Genomic DNA, 20,043 nt, shown 5'->3' with positions numbered 1-20,043 from the left:
TGGCACAGCGCGTGACCAGCAAAGAGGAAACAGATCATGAAGATCACCGTTATTGGCGGCGGGCCCGGCGGGCTTTATTTTGCGCTCCTGACCAAAAAGGCGCGACCCGATTTTGAGATTGAGGTGATTGAACAGAACCGGGAGGGCGACACCTTCGGTTTTGGCGTGGTATTTTCTGATGAAACGCTGGATGAGTTTTTTGCCGTTGATACGGAAAGTTATGACCTGATCAGGGACCACTTCGCCTATTGGCAGGACATTGTGGTTGAGAAGGACGGCGACCGCACCATTATTGGCGGAAACGGTTTTGCCGGTTGTTCACGTTTCAAGCTTCTAGAAATTTTATGCAAACGCTGCCGCGATGTGGGCGTAACGCTCCGCTTCGGGACCCGCGTGAATGCCGCGACAGTGGAAGAAGATTTCCCGGATAGCGACCTGATCATCGCCGCAGACGGTATCGGCAGTGCGGTGCGCGACGCGCGGGCCGATGCGTTCGGCAGCAGCATTGAGATGCGCAAAAACTACTTCACCTGGCTTGGTTCCACCCGGCCGCTGGATGCCTTCACCTTCTTTTTCAAGGAAACGCCGCACGGGCATTTCTGCGCCCATACCTATGAGTATGAGGCCGGGAAATCCACCTGGGTGATTGAATGTACGCCCGAGGCTTTCAAAAACTGTGGTTTTGAGCAGATGAGCGAGGAAGAAAGTGCGCGCGTTCTCGAACAAGTGTTTGAAAAAGAGTTGGCCGGGCATGGCTTAATTACCAACCGATCGATCTGGAGACAGTTCCCGCGGGTGCGGTGCGACGTTTGGGCTGTTGGCAAAACCATCCTTCTCGGCGACGCCAAGGCCACCGCGCACTGGTCTATCGGCTCCGGCACCAAGCTGGCGATGGAATGTGCTATCGGGCTTTCTGAAAGCGTGCTGGAGAATTTCGGCAACCGGGATGGGATCATCACGGCCTATGAAGACAAGCGGCGAACACCGGTTGAGATCATCCAGCATGCGGCGGATGTGAGCTTGCGCTGGTTTGAGGATATGCCCCGGCACTTCACCAAAAAGCGGTATGAATTCGCCTTCGCGTTGATGTCACGCTCAAAAAGCATCACCTGGGACAATCTAGCCCTACGGGATGCTGGTTTTCTGGCGAAAGTTGAGGACGAATTCTACGCCGCACTTACGCCACACTATGACACGGATTCGGCCGCAGATTCTGGCATGTGTGGCGCATCTCGCCCCACCCCCATGTTCACGCCGTTTCGCCTGCGCGGTATGACGCTCCCAAACCGGGTGGTGGTGGCCCCAATGGCGCAGTATTCCGCCACTGGCGGCATGCCAACCGACTGGCACCTGATGCATTATGGTGCACGCGGCGTGGGCGGTGCGGGCCTTGTGTTCACTGAGATGACCTGCCCAAGCCCGGACGCGCGCATCACCGACTATTGCCCCGGCATCTGGAACGATGCGCAGGAAGAGGTCTGGGCGCAAATTGTTGATTTCATTCATGAAAACTCAGGCGCCAAGGTATGCATGCAGATAGGTCACGCGGGCCGGAAGGGCTCCACCAAACACCCGAAAGCCGGGCCTGACCTGCCAAAATCATCCGGCAACTGGCCGCTGATCAGCGCCTCCGCCATTCCCTACAAGGCCGGGGTCAATCAGACCCCCAAGGCCATGGACCGGGATGACATGAACCGCATCAAGGCCGAGTTTGTGGAAGCCACGGAACGCGCGGCCCGTGCGGGTTTCGACATGGTTGAACTGCACAGCGCGCACGGCTATCTGATCGCCAGTTTCCTCTCACCGCTCACCAATACCCGCACCGACGACTATGGCGGAACGGCGGAAAACCGGGTGCGTTACCCGCTTGAGGTTTTCCGTGCCATGCGCGACGCCTTCCCCGAAAACCGGCCGATTTCCGTGCGTTTATCGGCGTGGGACTGGGCTGCGGGCGGCATGACCTGGGCTGACCTGAAAGTGATCGCCCAGGCCTTCAAGGATGCCGGCGTTGACCTCATTAATGTCTCCACCGGGCAAACCGTGCCACACCAAAAACCCATTTATGGCCGAATGTATCAGGTGCCATTTGCTGATTTTATCCGGGCAGAAGCGGGCATTCCGGTAATGACTGTAGGTAACATTACGTTACCGGAACAAATCAATACCATCCTCGCCTCCAGCCGGGCGGACCTTGTGGCGCTTGCGCGGCCACACCTCAACAACCCTGCCTTTACCCGCATGGCCGCAGCACATTACGGCGTCAAGGACCCCCACTGGCCGATCCAGTATAAAACCGGTGAGATGCAGGCGATCCGCGAGGCCGAGAAAGACAATGAAAAAGCACGTGAAACAGCACGGAAACTGCGCCCGCCACGCCGGCATTACGTTCGCGCCGCAGACTGATTTTCGGCTTAGGCCTTGAATTTATGCTGGTTTAGCGGGAGATTACGCGCAACCGTCATAGTCTGGGTGCAAGTTATGGCAAAACCAATATGGAAGGTCGTTTCATGAAAATACTCGTCACCGGTGCTGCAGGTTTTATTGGCAGCCATGTTGCGCTTTACCTCCTTGCGCGCGGGGACGAGGTTGTCGGGCTCGACAACATGAACGATTATTATGATGTATCGCTCAAGGAAGCCCGCCTGGCGCGCATTGAGGCCTTCGCGCGCGGTGAGTTGTCAGATGATATCTATCCGGACGCCAGGCGCGATGGCACCCCCACCGGCCCGTTTCGTTTTGTAAAGATGAGCCTTGAGGACCGGGAGGGCATTGCGACTCTCTTTGAAGCTGAGAAGTTCGACGGGGTCATAAACCTGGCCGCACAGGCTGGCGTGCGCCACTCGCTGGATGCCCCGTTCGACTATATCGATAGCAATATCACTGGTTTCCTCACCATTCTTGAAGGCTGCCGCCACAACAAGGTGGCCCATCTTGTCTATGCATCTTCAAGCTCGGTTTATGGCGCGAATACCAACATGCCGTTCACCGTGCATGATCCTGCAGACCATCAGGTCGCCTTGTATGGTGCCACAAAACGCGCGAATGAGCTCATGGCGCACAGCTATTCGCATCTGTTTGGCATTCCCACAACCGGCCTCCGCTTCTTCACGGTTTACGGACCATGGGGACGACCGGATATGAGCCCCTTTCTCTTTGCTGACGCCATATTGAACGACAAACCCATCAAGGTTTTCAATAACGGCAACCATATGCGGGACTTCACTTATATCGATGATATCGTGCGCGGTGTTGTGCTAACGCTCGACCATCCTGCTACCAGGAACGAGAACTGGGATAGCGGAACGCCGGCGGCGGCTTCCTCAAGTGTGCCATGGCGAATTCATAACATCGGCAACGGCCAACCCGTTAAGCTCATGAAATATATTGAAGTTCTGGAAGATTGTTTTGGCAAAAAGGCAATCAAGACCTACCTGCCGCTACAGCCCGGCGATGTGCCGGATACCAGCGCCAGCGTTGAAACGCTGGAGGCCGCGACGGGCTATAAGCCGGATACCCCTATCGAGGTTGGCATCAAAAACTTTGTCGACTGGTACCGCGCGTTTTACGCCTAAAGGCGCCCCTAACCCTTGGCCCCTTAACACTTCGCCCTAGTTCCTGTGCGGCACTGAGGCAATTTGAAAAAAATTTGACGGCTTTGGTGGTTTAGCTTCGTATAAGGATGCGACGCAAGCAAAGGGGCACCTATGAAACGGGTTATCGAGGCATTCCATGTGAAACGTGGGTCTGAGCGGTCCATCGGCTTTTTGCAGGTGGTACTGGTTGTGCTGGTTGTGGGCGGCACCATCGCGCTTACCAAGCTGATCAGAAGTAACGGCGCAGCAGGCCCCGGGGTTTCCCAGTCCCTTGAACAGGTTGTGGTGGATAGCGTTAGCCCGCGCGAGGTGAACCATACGCTCAGGCGCACCCTCACTGGCGAGGTGGAAGCCCGCGCGAGTGTCGCCATCACACCCCAGGTTTCCGGCCGAGTTATAAACATCCACCCTCAGCTCGCCCCCGGCATGATCGTCAAATCAGGCGAGACATTGTTCGAGATTGACCCCACGGATTTTGAACTGGCGCTTGAGCAAGCCGAAGCACAGGTGGCCGCCGCCGAAGCAGAACTACTGCAAACTCAGGCCACAGCGGGCAATTTCATCAAGGACTGGAAGCGCGTTTTCCCCAATGAGCCCGCGCCTGCGCTGGTGGCGAAAGAACCTCAGGTCAAGGCGCTTGAAGCCAAACTCCGCTCCGCTAAGGCAATTGTTTCGCAAGCGAAATTAAATATATCCCGCACCAAATACAGCCTTCCCTACGACGCCCGCATCACCGAGAGCCGGGTGGAGAAAGGCCAGTTCGTGACCGCAAATGGCCAGTATGGCGCGCTCTACGCGCTTGATGGTTTGCGGGTACGCGCGAGCACAACGCCGGAAGACCTGTCACTGCTGCAGCTCAGCGCCGGCAAAACCGTTACCCTTTCAAGCGATATGGCTCAAACGGCAGAAACCACAACGGCCATCTCCAGCATTGGCGGTGCGCTCAGCGACAAAACCCGCCTGCAACCCATCTTTATCGCTGTCCCGAAAGAGCTGAACATAGTGCCCGGCACCTTTGTGCGCATCGGTGTTGAAACCAGCGTTGACGGCGTGCTGTACCAACTGCCGGAAACCGCACTCACCACCAACAACAGCGTGTGGACAGTGAAATCAGGCAAACTAAGCCGCGCAGAGGTTGAGGTGGTGGACGTTGCCGACGGTTTTATCTTCACCAAACCTTTCGAGGCACATGAAGGTGTTGTCACCACAGAGGTACCCACCAGCTTCATAAACCGTCCGGTTACTGTGCGCAGGCATGACGGAGCACCGTCATGAGCGAAGATAAACCCGGCAGCGACAAGCTTGAAGGGGGCGGGCTTCTCACCCTTGTTGCCAAGTTTCTTGAAAACCCGGTGATGACCAATCTGCTGATGGTTTTCCTCATCGTTGGCGGCTTGATGACGGCCGTGACCATGCGCTCGGAAGTATTCCCGACCGTTGACGTTGGCACCATCACCGTGAGCGTTACCTATCCGGGCGCGACCCCGCTTGAAGTAGAGGACAGTATTACCCGGCGTGTGGAAGAATCGGTGCTGGGTATCAACGGGGTTGAGCGTGTGCGGTCATACGCCTTCGAGAACCGCGCCAGCGTGGTGCTGGAGCTTGAAGACTTTGTCGACGCTTACCGGGTGAAGGATGAAGTGCAGGCAGCTATCGACGCCCTTATTGACTTCCCGCCCGGCAATGCGGAAGAGCCGATTGTCAGCGTCACGCAGTCCCTTTCAAACGTGCTGACCCTTGTGCTCACAGGTCAGGCGGCGGAGGAAAACCTGCGCCAGACGGCGGAACTTCTGGAACGGGACCTGCTTGCGCTTGAGGTGGTGTCTGCCGTGAACCTGCGTGGCACCCGGGCCCGTGAAATCTCTATAGAAGTGAGCGAGGATACACTCCGCAAATATGGGCTGACCTTTGGTGAAGTGGCACAAGCCGTGCGCCAGTCCTCCATTGAGCTTTCTGGCGGCACCATCAAATCCGGTGGCGGGCAAATACTGTTGCGCACCGATGCCAAAGCCCGTGTGGGCGACGAGTTTGCTGACATCACCCTGCGCACCACCACTAATGGGGAGAGCATCCGGCTAGGCGATATCGCACGGGTTGAAGATGGGCTCACCGATGATGAGTTGATCAACACCTATAATGGCGCCCCGGCGATCTTCCTTGATATTCTCAGGAATGAAAGCAAGGACATCCTGCTCGTTAAAAGCCAGGTGGCTGACTATGTAAGCACCGTGACACTGCCCCAAGGACAGGCGCTGATTATCTTCCGCGACCAGACTGAAATTCTGGCGGACCGTATCAGCCTCCTCACCAGCAACGCGCTTCTCGGGTTTGCGCTTGTTTTCCTCATGCTCGTGATCACCCTTGATTTCAAGCTCGCCTTCTGGGTTGCCATGGGCATCCCCATCAGCTTCCTTGGAGGCTTCCTGATTTTTGGCAGCGCCGGGGTGTCGCTCAACATGGTCACGCTTTTTGCGCTGATCGTGGTGATTGGTATCGTGGTTGATGATGCCATTGTGGTGGGTGAGAATATCTACGCAGAACAACAGGCAGGCCATAAAGGTCGCCGCGCTGCTTTTGAAGGGGTGAAGAATATTTTCGCCCCCGTCCTCGTGGGGGTGCTAACCACCATGGCGGCCTTCGCCCCCCTTCTGTTTCAAACGGGTACATTTGCGGAAATCACCCGCCCCATCCCGGTTGCCGTGATTGCCATCCTCTTTGTCTCACTCATTGAAGCCATGCTCATTCTGCCCACCCACCTCTCTCACGAGAAGAGATGGTCAAAGGGTATGTTGCGCAGCTTTCAGGTGAAGGTCTCGCGCTCGCTTGACGCTTTTGCTATCGGGCCACTGCAGCGCCTGATCATTAAAACCAGCGAGTTTCGTTATGTGACCCTCGCAGGCGCGGTTGGTTTTATTATGGTTGCAAGCTCGCTTGTGGGGGCGGGGTTTGTGCGGGTGGTGTTTTTCCCGAGCATTGAGGGCACTGAAATTTCCGCTAACCTGGCGCTGCCGGAAGGCGCCCCTTTTGACGCCACCGTTGCCGCGATTGAGCAGATGGAAACCGCGCTCAACAAGGTGGCGGATGAGATTCGCGATGAAACCGGCGAAAGCGTGATCAAGGCCGTCGCCATCACCGTTGGCGCCAGATACACGCAAGCCACGGGGCCGGGCTCCCTCTCCTCCAGTTCACTTGCGAGCCATTTGGGGCAGATCACCGTTGAACTGGTGCCCACCGATGCCCGCAGTGTGTCGTCTCGCGAAATAGGCCGCCGCTGGCAACTTGCCGTGGGAACCGTGCCGGGGGCAGAAACGCTCACCTACGCCTCTACCATCGGGCCAAGAAGCGTTGATGTGGGGTATGAGATGACCCATGCCGACCAGCGGGAACTTCAAAAGGCGGCAAGTGAGCTGGCTGACCGCCTGAGCGCTATTGATGGCGTAGACCAGATCGACGCTGGCCTTGACCTCGGCAAACGACAATTTGAGTTTACCATGACCCCATCTGGCCATGCGGCGGGCCTGCGCCCGCAAGACCTCGCACGCCAGCTCAGGCAAGCCTATTTTGGCGATGAGGTGCAACGCATCCAGCGTGGGCGGGACGAGATCAAGGTTTATGTGCGCTACCCGCGCGAAACCCGGCATGACCTCACCGCGCTCTCAAAACTTCGTATCAGGCTGCCATCGGGCGAAGGGGTGCCGCTCAGCCATGTTGCCACAATTGAAGAAGGCCGCAGCCCAACCTCCATCGAGAGGGTTAACGGCAGGCGTATCCTCACGGTAACTGCTGATGTTGATGAAAGTGTCACCACCCCCAATGTGGTAAACGAGCTTATTCAGGCCAACATCCTGCCTGACATTATGGCCGCACACCCGGGCTTGCGCTGGCAGCTTGAAGGTGGCTCGCGGGAGCAGAATGAAGACTTCGCTTCCCTCCTGCGTGGGTTTGTGCTGGCGCTTCTGGTGATCTATGCGCTGGTGGCAACCCAACTGAAAAGCTACCTGCAGCCGGTGATTATCATTGTCTCCATCCCGCTTGGCATTGCGGGGGCCATTGTTGGTCATATGGCGCTTGGCTTTGACCTGTCGTTTGTGTCCATGTTTGGTGTGGTGGCGCTGGCGGGAGTTGTGGTGAATGCCTCTGTTGTGTTGGTGGACCGCTATAATATTGAGCTGACCGAACCAGGTACCGAGCCGATCGACGCAGCGGTGCGGGCCACGCTCCGGCGTTTCCGGCCCATCGCCCTTACCACCATCACCACGGCGCTTGGGTTGTTGCCCATCATTTCGGAAACCAGCCCACAGGCGCAGTTCCTGATACCGATGGCTGTGAGCCTTGCGACCGGGCTTTTGATCTCCAGCACGTTGATGCTGTTTGTCTTGCCCGCGATTGTGCTGATTGTGGAAGATATCCGGGCACTGGGTGGGCATGACGCCACCTCAGAACCGGCAGGCGACCCAGCCGAAAAATCGGAGACATAACCTAGCCGGGCCACCCGGCCTGAATGGTGAGGAAATCCATGAAGTCGATGCTGTGCTTCTCAAGCCAGGCTTCGCTTGGGCCCTGCCATCTGTGTTTGGCCCAATCCACTTTGCCGGGGGGTTTGAAGCTTATGCCTTCCTCCTCGAGCCGGGTGCGCTGGCGTGCGGCCCCGTCGCGTTCGCTGATTTGCCCGGCGGAATTAATCACGCGTTGCCAGGGTATGCCTTCACCCGCAGGTGTGGCAGCCATGGCAAAACCGACAATGCGCGGCGTAACACCGGGCAGAAGGCTTGCCACCATGCCGTAGCTCGCGACCTGCCCTTCAGGTATTTCGCGCACCAGTTCATAGATCGCGGGAAAGCTCGCGTATGTTCGCGCCATCAGGTCTGACCTCGGGGTTATTGATTATGACGGTGCATAACCTCAAACATCCCAAGCCCGCATGCAAGGCCCTTAGTTGAGCGAGAAGCGATAAGGCCGGCAAGAAAGCATGACATGGTCTGCCTTGCGGATCTTTTTGTCGCCAAAATCAAGGACAAATGCCGCTTCATTTTCACCAGATACCATCACTTTTGAGCCCTTGAGCACGGACCACTGTCTGTCGGTGCAGCTTTCTGGGAAGGCAATCTTCAGCCTGCTGTGGTTTGGCGCAAAAACGGAAAGCACGCCGCGAAAGCTTTTTGCTTCACCCCATGCCTGATGCACCCGATCATGCAGGTCGTCGATTTTATATTTTGTCCTCGAGACAATCGCCACGTCGATACTGAGCGTAAGCGCAAGCGAGTCTTTTGGCTGGTTGCTGAAAACAACGGGGTTGGCCTCAAGCATGTCTGCGGTCGGGCGGAACCTGAGGCGGCCATCCGTCTCAGGCGTGAAAGTATAGTCCTGATCCTGATAATGGAAGCTCAGCTCTATCTCGCTCGGCTCCACCAACTTGGACGAGAGCGTGTAAACTGGCATCAGCGCCAGCTCTTCCTTCGCGGATTTTTCAAGGTATTTATCATACCCCTCAAAGAGCTTCGCGAGCGGGATACTGCTCACGCCGTCCCCATCAGCATCAGCCAAGGCTGCACCACTTAACGCGAAGGAAAATACTATGCACAACAAACGTAACATCTTACCGGTCATCCTCGTTTCTTCCCCGCGCTTCATTCTAGGGAAGATTACGGCGGATGAATGGCAATATGACGACACCCGAACGGAGTGACGGATTGCTAGGCGGTCTCAACCACCCGCAACCCAAGATCCCTGATCATGGTATTGCGCATCTCAAATTTCTGGATTTTACCGGTTACGGTCATCGGATATTCGTCCACAAAACGGATGTATCGCGGGATTTTATAGTGTGCGATCTGCCCGTCACAGAAGGCTTTGATGGCATCATCACTTAAGCTGCGCCCGTCCTTGACCTTGATCCAGGCGCATAGCTCCTCACCGAACTTTTCGTCAGGCACACCAAAAACCTGCACGTCCTCAATATCCGGGTGCGCATAGAGAAACTCTTCAATCTCACGAGGGTAAACATTCTCCCCGCCACGGATCACCATATCCTTCACCCGCCCGGTGATACGGCAGTACCCCTCCTCATCGATAACACCGAGGTCCCCCGTATGCATCCAGCCATCCGAGTCAATTGACTCAGCCGTGCGCTCTTCGTCGTTCCAATAGCCTTGCATCACAAGATAACCCCGCGTGCACAGCTCGCCCTGCGTGCCGCGCGGTACGATACCGCCATCTTCATCAATCACCTTCACTTCAACATGCGGGTGAATACGCCCAACCGTTGATGTGCGCCGCTCAATCGGGTCATCGAGGCCGGTCTGGAAGCTCACTGGGCTCGTCTCTGTCATACCGTAGGCGATGGTGCACTCGCTCATATGCATATCTGAAATGACGCGTTTCATCACCTCTATGGGGCATGGTGAGCCCGCCATAATGCCCGTGCGCAGGCTTGAGAGGTCGTAAGCCGCAAAATCAGGGTGCGCCAGCTCCGCGATAAACATGGTCGGCACGCCCTGAAGGGCCGTGCAGCGCTCCTGCGCAACCGCGTCCAGCACGCTTTTTGGCTCAAACGCTTCGGCGGGGAACACAAGCGTTGCCCCCACGGTCATGCACGCGAGCACAGACATCACCATGCCAAAACAGTGATATAGCGGCACAGGCACACAGAGCCGGTCCTGATTCCCGAGCCGCATGCCCTTCGCACAGTATCGCGCATTGTTCAGGATATTGAGGTGCGTGAGCGTCGCCCCTTTCGGGGAACCGGTCGTGCCGGAGGTGAACTGCACGTTGATGGCATCATCAGGCTTAAGCGACGCCGTGACCAAAGCCAGTTTTTCAAAATGTTCATCTTCGGCAAAATCCGCGATATCGGCGAAGCAGAAAAATCCGCCCGGTGCCTCATCTGCCATGGTGATCGCAAACCTGAGATAGGGCAGCCGGTCAGCATCCAGCCTGCCGTGCGGGTAGTCAGGCAGCTCAGGCGCCAGTGTTTGCAGCATCTCTTCATAGTTTGAGGATTTGAACTGATCCGCGAGGATAAGCGCTTTGCACTCAACCTTGTTGAGCGCATATTCAAGCTCGGAAAGCCTGTAAGCCGGGTTGATATTAACCTGAATAAGCCCCGCCAGTGCCGTTGCAAACTGCGCCAGCACCCACTCGATACGGTTTGGTCCCCAAACCCCGACCCTGTCCCCCGGTTCAAGCCCGAGCGCCAAGAGGCCTGCGGCTATGGCCTCGGCATCGTGATAGAGCTCAGCCCAGGTGAGGCGAATATCATCTTCGACAAAAACAACCGCTTCGTTGTCAGGGAATCGCTCAGCGGTTTCACGAAGCACCTCACCAATGGTCGCATGAAGGAGCGGGTCTGACGTATCGCCTTTAACATAGCTTTCCATCCCGCTCTCCCCTCTGGTTTTAGCAAGCGCCTAGCAGTCAACCACCGTTGCTGCGATCGGCACGGTGACGGCCAATCCGCCCCGCGCCGTTTCTTTATATTTTGAGCGCATATCACGTCCGGTCAAGCGCATGGTGCGAATTACCTTGTCGAGAGAGACAAAATGTTTGCCGTCTCCCCTGAGGGCGAGCCGTGCCGCGTTGATTGCCTTGATGGCCGCCATGGCGTTCCGTTCAATGCACGGCACCTGCACGAGCCCGCCAATGGGGTCGCATGTAAGGCCGAGGTTGTGTTCCATACCGATCTCAGCCGCGTTTTCCACCTGTTCAGGGGTACCGCCCAGCACCTCTGTGAGCCCTGCCGCTGCCATCGAGCAGGCCGAGCCCACTTCGCCCTGGCATCCCACTTCGGCGCCGGATATTGACGCGTTTTCCTTAAAAAGCTTGCCAACAGCCCCAGCGGTGAGAAGGAAACGCACAACACCGTCTTCGTTCGCGCCGGGAATAAACCGCGTGTAGTAATGCAGCACCGCAGGTACGATGCCCGCTGCCCCGTTGGTCGGCGCTGTCACGACCCGGCCACCAACAGCGTTTTCTTCATTCACCGCAAGGGCATAAAGGTTCACCCAGTCAAGAATGGTGAGCGGGTCCGTAAGCGCACTTTCCGGCCTGTCCGCCAGTTGCCGGTAAAGCGACGCAGCGCGGCGTTTGATCTTGAGACCCGGCATATCACCGTCCCGGCTACAGCCGCGACGCACGCATTCCTGCATCACCTTCCAAATCTCAAGAAGCTCAGCCCTGATCTGCTGAACACTGCGCATCTTCTTCTCGTTCGCCATCATGATGGCCGAGATGGATTTACCGGTTTTTTCACAGTGCTCCAGAAGCTCAACCCCACTTTTAAACGGGTAGGGAAACTGCACTTTCTCTTCGACGAACTTGTCTTTCTTGGCTTCATTTTCATGCACGATGAAACCGCCGCCGATGGAATAATAGATGGCACGGGAAAGCTCAGCGCCATCAGCATCATAAGCCCAGAACTCCATACCATTGGGGTGGAACGGCAGCTGTTCACGCGGCAGAAGCTGGAGGTCGGTATCCTCTTCAAACGGGACCGGCTTTTTACCCATAAGATTGAGGCTTTTGCCTGACCGCACGCCCGCGATAAGGTCTGGGATACCTTCAACATCCACAGCACGCGGGCACTCGCCCAAAAGACCAAGGATAACCGCACCGTCCGACCCGTGGCCACGCCCCGTAGCACCCAGTGAGCCGTATAGCTTGGTCACCAGCCGGGCCGTGCCTTCCAGCAGGCCGTCCTCATCCAGCTTTTCAACAAATTCGCGCGCGGCTTTCATCGGCCCCACGGTATGGGAGCTCGACGGGCCGATGCCAATGTTAAACAGGTCAAGAACGCTGGTACTCATGATCTCTCACGCCTCACAAAAAGGGGGTTCGCTTTTCGGGCCACACGCTACGTGGCAGCTAAACTTTTCGCAACGGGAAAAGCAGCGGTTTTGAGTAATATAATTTCAACTATCAATTAAGCCGCAGAAAACAGCCTGATTCTCGTGAAATATTATTACTCATACCAGAAACAATGTTTCAGAAGCCCTTATTCCTGGCTAAACCGATAGGCCGATATGCCGCGCGAGCGTTCATCAAGCACAAGGTTGCGTGTAAGCGGCGGGTTCGCCCGCTGCGGGCATGCCGGGCGCTCACATAATCTGCAGTTTGGCCCCACAGGCGTTGCATCCAGCGTCTCAAGGTCATGACCTTTGGCATAGATCAGCTCCCGCGCGTAGGCGATGTCACACCCAAGGCCAATGGCGAGCTGTTGGTCTGGCTGGCCATAAACGGCCCCCACACGCCTTACCGTACGCGCAACGGAGAAATATGTGGTTTCGTCCGGCATCTGGATGATCTGGGTGGCGATGCGGCCAGAATTTGCAAACGTGTCATGCACGTTCCAAAGTGGGCATGTGCCGCCAAAGCGGGAGAAATGGAAACGCCCTGCTGAAAAACGCTTGGATACATTGCCCGCCTTATCAACCCGGATAAAAAAGAAGGGGATGCCACGCTCACCCGGGCGCTGCAATGTGGTGAGCCTGTGGCAGACCTGCTCAAAACTGGTGCCAAAACGGCGGCCAAGATGCTCAATATCATAGCGCAGGGTTTTAGCGTCCCGCAGGAACCGCCCATAAGGCATGAGAAGCGCGCCCGCGAAATAGTTAGCGAGGCTTATACGCACGAGCCGCCGGGCCTCTTCTGTTTGCCACGGGTGCATGTCGCCAAGCCGTTGGATCATGGGCCTAAACTCCAACATGCCAAGCTGGAAAGCGAGCTGAAACACCCTGGCGGGCGCATCGAGCATTTCACTCACCAGCAACTGCCTGCGGTGAAGGTCAAAATGCCGGAGCGTCTCAGGCATCACCTCATGCGGCATGATGCGCACACGAATGCCATGCTCCTCATCAAGCCTGCCTGAAAGCACCATAAAGGCATCATCACGGCTAAGCCCCAGTTCGTCATGCAACGTCTCTGCCGCTTCATCAAGCTCAGGGAAGTAGTTTTTACGGTCATGGATATAATCCCGCACCTCATCTACCGGGAAGATGGTTTCCACTTCGCCGCCTTCACGTTCCGCGAACTGGCTCGATATCTCTTTTGCGTTGTGACGGGCCTGCTCGAACGACTTGTAAAGAAGTGTAAATGCCTCCACCGCTTTTGGCGCTGCATCCGCCATGTCCTGCATCTCGCCGCGCGAGAGACCGATTGACTTGAACATGGGGTCCGCCAGTACCTCAGAGAGGTCTGCAAATGCACGCGCCTCATCCGTGCCAGCGAAAGACGTCAATTCAACATCGTATACTTCTGCTAGCCGCAGCAAAAACTGTGCAGAAACAGGACGTTGATTGCGCTCCACCAGATTGAGATAGCTGGTTGAGAAGCCAAGTGCCGCCGCCATCTGGGACTGGCTAAGCCCCAGCTCCCGCCTCAGCCGTCGGATGCGGGGGCCTGCAAATATCTTCTTGGTTGCCGTTTCAACCATATCATTCTCACTATTTTACAAAATTTACATATCAACATTTTTACATTTACAAAAGCATACATAAGAACACTTTTTGTATCAATTGTTGTTTGAAGGAACGAAATAATGTGAAATATGAGTGCTGCTGAACGCAATAAAGTTACTTGTTTCTGGGAAGGAATTCAGATGTCAGCAGCAGCCAAACGCCTTGAAAGCACCTCGACCCTCGAGCTGAACGCCCCTTTGCGTGACCGCTATGAGACGATCCTGAGCGAGGATGCGTTAGCGTTTGTCGCGGACCTTGAACTGCGCTTTGGCGCACGTCGCGCCGGTCTGATCACTGCCCGCGCAGAACGCCAGAAACGCTTTGACGCAGGCGAGTTGCCTGATTTCCTCACAGACACCAAAGACATTCGCAATGGTGACTGGAAAATCCTCGGCACACCGGATGACCTTAAAGATCGCCGTGTGGAGATCACCGGCCCTGTTGACCGCAAGATGATGATCAACGCCTTCAACTCAGGCGCCAATGTTTTCATGACAGACTTTGAGGATGCCAGCGCGCCAGTGTGGGAAAACATGATCGACGGGCAGCTTAATCTCTATGATTACGCCCGCGACCAGCTCGAGTTCACGGACCCTAAATCCGGCAAACAATACCGGATGGGCGAGAAGACCGCCGTGTTGAAAGTGCGCCCGCGCGGTTGGCATATGCTTGAAGGCCATGCGCTCCTGGACGGTGAGCCTACCTCAGCATCCCTGTTCGATTTTGGCCTTTACATCTTCCACAACGCCAAGGCACTGCTCGCTAAAGGCACTGGCCCGTATTTCTACCTGCCAAAGATGGAAAGCCACAAGGAAGCCGCGCTTTGGGATGATGTGTTTACATACACGGAAGAAACGCTTGGCCTCAAGCACGGCACCATCAAAACCACCGTTTTGATTGAAACACTGCCTGCCGCTTTTGAGATGGATGAAATTCTCCATACACTGAAGGACCATATCGTGGGCCTCAATTGCGGACGCTGGGACTATATTTTCAGCTACATCAAGCGCATCGGGAAAAACCCGGCGTACCTGCTGCCAGACCGGGCGCAGGTCACCATGGGCACCGCCTTCCTCAAGGCCTATTCCTTGCTGCTGATTCGCACTTGTCACCGGCGTGGTGCGCACGCCATGGGCGGCATGGCCGCGCAAATCCCGGTTAAGGGTGATGAAGCCGCAAACGACGCAGCGTTCGAGAAGGTACGCGCAGACAAAGACCGCGAAGCCAGCTTTGGCCACGACGGCACCTGGGTGGCGCACCCCGCGCTTGTACCGGTTGCCAAAGATGTTTTCGACCGGCTGATGCCGCACCAGAACCAAATTCACCGCACCCGTCTCGATGTGGAGATTGGCCAGGCAGAGCTTCTTGCGCCGCACGAAGGCGAACGCACAGAAGAGGGCCTCAGGGAAAATATCCGCGTGGGCATCCAGTATATCGCGGCCTGGCTTGAAGGCCGCGGTGCTGTACCGCTCTATAACCTGATGGAAGATGCAGCCACGGCTGAGATCAGCCGCACACAGATCTGGCAGCAGCTGAAGCTTAGCGCCACGCTTTCTGATGGCCGCACCATCTCCGAAGAATTGGTTCGTGACCTCTATGACGATGAGATCACGAAACTGACAGCGTCCTTAGGCCAGGACCTTGTCGAGGGCAGCCGGCTTGCGGAAGCCGGTCGGCTGTTCCTCGACCTTGTTTTCAAGGACGAGCTAGAGGAATTCCTCACAACCCCGGCCTATGAGCTGATCAAATAACCACTAGAGACATTGCCCGAGACTAATCCCCGATGGGGCCTTGGATTAAGAAGGAGAGTACCCATGAGTAAGACATTTGAAGACCTGATCCCGAACACCCCTAAAGATCGCTACAAGTATATTGAGCGGAACTACACGGTCGCAGATGTTGAGCGGCTTCGCGGTAGCCTCAAGATTGAATATACGCTGGCGGACCGTGGCTCACGCAAACTGTGGGACCTCCTCAACACAGAAGATTATGTGCATTCCCTTGGCGCCATGACTGGCAACCAGGCCATGCAGATGGTGCGCGCAGGCCTCAAGGCGATCTATCTTTCAGGCTGGCAGGTTGCGGCAGACAGCAACACAGCCTCCGCCATGTATCCTGACCAGAGCCTTTACCCGGCGAACGCAGCACCAGAGCTTGCCCGCCGCATCAACCGCACGCTTCAGCGCGCAGACCAGATCGAGCATGCAGAAGGCGGCGTACAGCGTGACTGGTTCGCACCCATCGTGGCCGATGCAGAAGCCGGGTTTGGTGGCAAGCTGAACTCGTTTGAAATTATGAAAGCTTTCATCGAGGCCGGTGTTGCTGGCGTTCACTTTGAAGACCAGTTGGCGGCTGAGAAAAAATGCGGTCACTTGGGCGGCAAGGTACTTATCCCGACACAGCAGCATGAGCAGAACCTGCAGGCCGCACGCCTGGCGGCAGATGTTTGCGGCGTGCCGTCCATCGTTATCGCTCGCACGGATGCGGAAAGCGCTAAGCTGATCACGTCTGACATTGATGAGCGCGACCACGCCTTCATCCTCAAGGACAAAGGCCGCACGCCAGAGGGCTTCTACCACCTGGATGCTGGTGTTGATCACTGTATCGCTCGCGGTCTCGCGTTTGCGAAGCACGCTGACCTTCTGTGGTGGGAAACCTCCACCCCCAACCTCGATGACGCGAAGAAGTTTGCGGAAGCGATCCAGAAAGAATTCCCCGGCAAGATGATGGCCTATAACTGTTCACCATCTTTCAACTGGGAAGCCAATCTGGACAAGGACACCATCGCCAAATACCAGCGCGAGCTTGGCGCCATGGGCTACAAATATCAGTTCGTAACCCTTGCGGGCTTCCACAGCCTGAACCACGGCATGTACCAGCTTGCAACCGGCTACCGCGACCGCGGCATGGCTGCCTACTCGGAGCTGCAGCAAGCTGAGTTTGCCGCAGAGAAAGACGGTTACACCGCAACACGCCACCAGCGTGAAGTTGGCACAGGATATTTTGATGCTGTGGCCCAAGCCATCAGCGGTGGCACGGCATCAACAACAGCCATGGGCGAATCGACCGAAACCGCTCAGTTCAAGGCCGCTGAATAAAGTTTGTCCCTCACACCCTGTCCACTAAATGGGTGTATCTGGGCCGATCCTTCCCTGGATCGGCCCTTTTTTTAGCTTGGTTTAGGTTGTCAGGCGCCCCAGATATCGCGGTAGTAGCGCAGGAAGTTCGCCCCCAATACTTTCTCGATCCGTGTGGATGAATGCCCGCGCGCGGCCATCATGTCAGCGAGTTGCTGAAACTGGCCCGGGCCCTGAATATCGGGGATGAAAGGCACAACGCCCTTCTTCTCGCCCTTGGCTGAAATGCCCGCCTTCTGGCGGCGGCTGATCTCGTCATCAATAATCTTGTGATACCCCGCCATGTCGTCAATCGCTGTAGTGCCGCCATCGGTGCCAATGCCTACATGGTCTTCACCACAAACCTTGATGGCATGCTCAATGTGAAGCACCACGTCTTCCGCCGTGGGGAAACTGTCTTCTTTGAGGAACGGCATGAAATAGATGCCCGCGACGCCGCCTTTGTCCGCCATCAGGCGCAATTCTTCGTCGGTTTTGTTTCTGGGCAGGTTGGCAAGCGCCCGACAGCCGGTGTGCGAAATGCAGATCGGGCGTTCGGATGCCTGGATCGCATCAAGGCAGGTCTGCTCGCCCGAATGGCTGAGGTCAACGGCAATGTTTGTTGCGTTCAACCGCGCCACCACCTCACGTCCAAACTCCGTGAGCCCTCTGTTCTCCGCCTCCATGCTGCCGTCCCCCAACTGGTTGCGGCCATTATAGGTAAGCTGGATAATCTTGACGCCTAACCCCGCGAACATATCGACCCGCTCGGCGTTCTCGCCCATCATCGCGCCATTTTGAAAGCCCATGATGATGCCGATTTTGCCCTCGCGCTTAGCGCGCTCAATATCCGCCGCGGTCCAGACCTTCAGGAGCTTGTCACTATGGTGGTTGATGATGCGGTTCCAGCGCGCGATCTCCCCCACCGTATATTCAAACGGGTCTTCTGGCCCTGCCACATAACCGAGCGTCTGGTTAACGGCCGTGGTGCCTGACGCCAGAGCATCCTCAAGCGCGCGCGGGTCAAGGCTCAGGGCTTTTGACCCCGCGACAGGGTTCGCCTTTTTATCGCTTGGCAGCATGCGCAAGTTGGGGTTGGAGATACCACCAAGATTGTTGATCAGGATAATATCCTTGAGCCCGGTATATCCCCCCTCACTAGCAAGTGCAGAAAGGCTCATGTTCATCAGTGGCAAGGTGCTTACAGCCCCGATACCAAAGCGCAAGACATCGCGTCGGGCAAACGCGCCACCATTTTTAAAATCACTCATCATCTGGTCCCTCTCATGTTGCCTTCCATGTGCAAACGGTTTTGCTAGTTTGCCAGGTCTTCTTTTGTGATCGGCACATAATCAGCGCGCGGGTACGCCTTGCCGCCCTTCACCGTCATAACCACGGCGCGCAGGTTTTTGATATCCTCAACCGGGTTTTTGGACACGAACATGATATCCGCCCGCTTGCCTACCTCAAGTGTACCGTGATCATCTTCAAGCCCCACCACACGGGCGCCGTTCAATGTTGCAGCGCGAATAACCTCTAGCGGTGTCAGCCCCGCGCTTGCCACCAGGGTTTCAAGCTCATCAAACAAGGCAGGATGGCTCGCCTCCGCTGGCAGCACGACGTCTGTGCCCGTGGAAATCTCCACCCCTTGCTCGTGAGCAAACGAGGTCAGCTTGGCGGCAAAATCGGGTGGGCAGATCGCAGGCCCGGCCTTGCGGGCGGGTTGGTTTTTCCGGCGCTCTTCAAGGTGGCTGTATAGCCACAAGGTAGCGTCCAGAATTGTGCCTTGGGCTCTCATCTTGGCGTAGAGCGCTTTCAGGCGATCATCCGCCGGGTCAAGCGTATCGTAGGGAAGTGCAATGCTGTGGTGATACTCACCGGGTTTTTCCTCGGTCAGTTCCCACGCTAGGCGGCATACGTGCGAGATAACGTCAACACCCGCGCCAACAACTTCGCCCGGCGTGGCGGGAAACACCATGCTGTGGGCCCAGGTTTTGATGCCTTGTTTTTTTGCTTCCGAAGCAATACGGCGCACCTCAGTGCCCGGCAGGTTTGCGTATATTTTAATGCCCGTTGCCCATGTACCACGCGCGAGCGTTACGGCCTCCGCCATATCGGTTTCAGGCGTGATCGCCTGCATCCACGGCACCTGGCCTGCAATCTCACCTTCTGCGGCTGAGCCTGGCCTCGGGTCCTTGAAGAAGCTTGGTCCGGCCATAAGGGCTGAATAATAAAGGTCAGGAGCAGGTGTTTTCTGCAAACGGCTTTCCCGGGCCAACTCCGCAAGCGTTCGCATATCACCCGCCATGTCGCGTACACTTGTGATCCCGCTATAGATATAGCGGCGCATCAATGCCCGCGCCTGTGTGAGGTTCGGCACAGTCGCCATATGCACATGGGTGTCAATAAGCCCCGGCAGGGCATACCAGCCGCTTGCATCCACCAGCTTTGTATCCCTGTCCACCTCTGCGGCCATTTCCAAGGACGGTCCAACCTCCACGATCAGGCCATTTTTAACAAGAATGGCCATGCCGGGCTGCATCGGGGATCCCGTGCCGTCGATAACAGACATGCCGGTGTATAGCGTGGCATCCGACGGTTGATCACCGCCCTCAGCGTCAACCGCTTGCGCCGGTACAGCCCCCAAAGCCCAACACATTGCGATCGTTACCCAGAATGCTCTCATGCTCCCGTCCCCCTTAAATTTTATAACCCCTCAAGCTCTTATGATGTGAGCCGTGCAGGCAGTCTGTCGCAGACGCTAGTGGAAATCCACCCCTGATGAAAAGCGCATGCTATCAGCGGCCTTCAATCGCACCTGAAGAACGATCTGGGCCATATATGATGGGGATCAACTCTTTTTTATTGCGCGGGAAATGCTAT

At 56.4% G+C, this 20,043-nt stretch carries 13 protein-coding genes; 6 read left to right on the top strand and 7 right to left on the bottom strand.

The window, feature by feature from the left end:
- Positions 1 to 36 precede the first annotated feature (36 nt).
- From ACN0XZ_RS05055 to ACN0XZ_RS05040, 4 genes are all read left to right on the top strand, one after another.
- The gene (locus tag ACN0XZ_RS05055; RefSeq protein ID WP_417456621.1) at positions 37 to 2,403 is read left to right on the top strand and encodes an FAD-dependent monooxygenase; all 2,367 of its coding nucleotides are present in this window, start codon (positions 37 to 39) and stop codon (positions 2,401 to 2,403) included.
- Positions 2,404 to 2,507: 104 nt separating this feature from the next.
- Positions 2,508 to 3,572, top strand: coding sequence for an NAD-dependent epimerase (locus ACN0XZ_RS05050; RefSeq protein ID WP_417456620.1), 1,065 nt, complete (start codon positions 2,508 to 2,510; stop codon positions 3,570 to 3,572).
- Between the two features lie 132 nt (positions 3,573 to 3,704).
- A complete protein-coding gene (locus tag ACN0XZ_RS05045; protein WP_417456619.1) occupies positions 3,705 to 4,868 on the top strand; it encodes an efflux RND transporter periplasmic adaptor subunit in 1,164 nt (387 codons plus the stop codon).
- Positions 4,865 to 8,071 carry an efflux RND transporter permease subunit gene (locus ACN0XZ_RS05040; RefSeq protein ID WP_417456618.1) on the top strand — a complete coding sequence of 1,069 codons (3,207 nt, stop codon included), beginning with the start codon at positions 4,865 to 4,867 and terminating at the stop codon, positions 8,069 to 8,071. The genes ACN0XZ_RS05045 and ACN0XZ_RS05040 overlap by 4 nt, the downstream gene beginning before the upstream one ends.
- 1 nt (position 8,072) lies before the next feature.
- Here the strand turns inward: ACN0XZ_RS05040 and ACN0XZ_RS05035 are convergent, their stop codons facing one another.
- From ACN0XZ_RS05035 to ACN0XZ_RS05015, 5 genes are all read right to left on the bottom strand, one after another.
- Entirely contained in the window at positions 8,073 to 8,453 is a 381-nt protein-coding gene (locus tag ACN0XZ_RS05035; protein ID WP_417456617.1) for an MGMT family protein, read from the bottom strand.
- Positions 8,454 to 8,525: 72 nt separating this feature from the next.
- Positions 8,526 to 9,188 carry a hypothetical protein gene (locus tag ACN0XZ_RS05030; protein WP_417456616.1) on the bottom strand — a complete coding sequence of 221 codons (663 nt, stop codon included), beginning with the start codon at positions 9,186 to 9,188 and terminating at the stop codon, positions 8,526 to 8,528.
- Positions 9,189 to 9,286: 98 nt separating this feature from the next.
- Complete coding sequence (locus ACN0XZ_RS05025) at positions 9,287 to 10,969, bottom strand: AMP-binding protein (RefSeq protein WP_417456615.1); 1,683 nt, start codon at positions 10,967 to 10,969, stop codon at positions 9,287 to 9,289.
- 30 nt (positions 10,970 to 10,999) lie between these two features.
- The gene (locus ACN0XZ_RS05020; RefSeq protein ID WP_417456614.1) at positions 11,000 to 12,394 is read right to left on the bottom strand and encodes an L-serine ammonia-lyase; all 1,395 of its coding nucleotides are present in this window, start codon (positions 12,392 to 12,394) and stop codon (positions 11,000 to 11,002) included.
- A 188-nt stretch (positions 12,395 to 12,582) separates the two neighbouring features.
- Positions 12,583 to 14,019, bottom strand: coding sequence for a helix-turn-helix domain-containing protein (locus tag ACN0XZ_RS05015; protein WP_417456613.1), 1,437 nt, complete (start codon positions 14,017 to 14,019; stop codon positions 12,583 to 12,585).
- A gap of 165 nt (positions 14,020 to 14,184) precedes the next feature.
- On the opposite strand from ACN0XZ_RS05015, the gene aceB reads away from it, so the two are divergent.
- Positions 14,185 to 15,795: a malate synthase A gene (gene aceB / locus ACN0XZ_RS05010; RefSeq protein ID WP_417456612.1), complete on the top strand. Its 1,611-nt coding sequence runs from the start codon at positions 14,185 to 14,187 to the stop codon at positions 15,793 to 15,795.
- Positions 15,796 to 15,858: 63 nt separating this feature from the next.
- Positions 15,859 to 17,142, top strand: coding sequence for an isocitrate lyase (gene aceA, locus ACN0XZ_RS05005; RefSeq protein ID WP_417456611.1), 1,284 nt, complete (start codon positions 15,859 to 15,861; stop codon positions 17,140 to 17,142).
- A gap of 89 nt (positions 17,143 to 17,231) precedes the next feature.
- On the opposite strand, the gene ACN0XZ_RS05000 is transcribed toward aceA, so the two are convergent.
- Both ACN0XZ_RS05000 and ACN0XZ_RS04995 read right to left on the bottom strand, forming a co-directional pair.
- A complete protein-coding gene (locus tag ACN0XZ_RS05000; protein WP_417456610.1) occupies positions 17,232 to 18,434 on the bottom strand; it encodes a dipeptidase in 1,203 nt (400 codons plus the stop codon).
- A gap of 41 nt (positions 18,435 to 18,475) precedes the next feature.
- On the bottom strand, positions 18,476 to 19,846 hold the full coding sequence (locus tag ACN0XZ_RS04995) for an amidohydrolase family protein (protein WP_417456609.1): 1,371 nt from the start codon (positions 19,844 to 19,846) through the stop codon (positions 18,476 to 18,478).
- Positions 19,847 to 20,043 lie beyond the last annotated feature (197 nt).

Origin of the sequence: Kordiimonas sp., from assembly GCF_048264555.1 — a bacterium.
In the GTDB taxonomy this organism is placed as follows: Bacteria; Pseudomonadota; Alphaproteobacteria; order Sphingomonadales; family Kordiimonadaceae; genus Kordiimonas.
The sequence above is the reverse complement of the archived record's forward strand: the minus strand, read 5'-3'. Positions and strand labels throughout refer to the sequence as shown.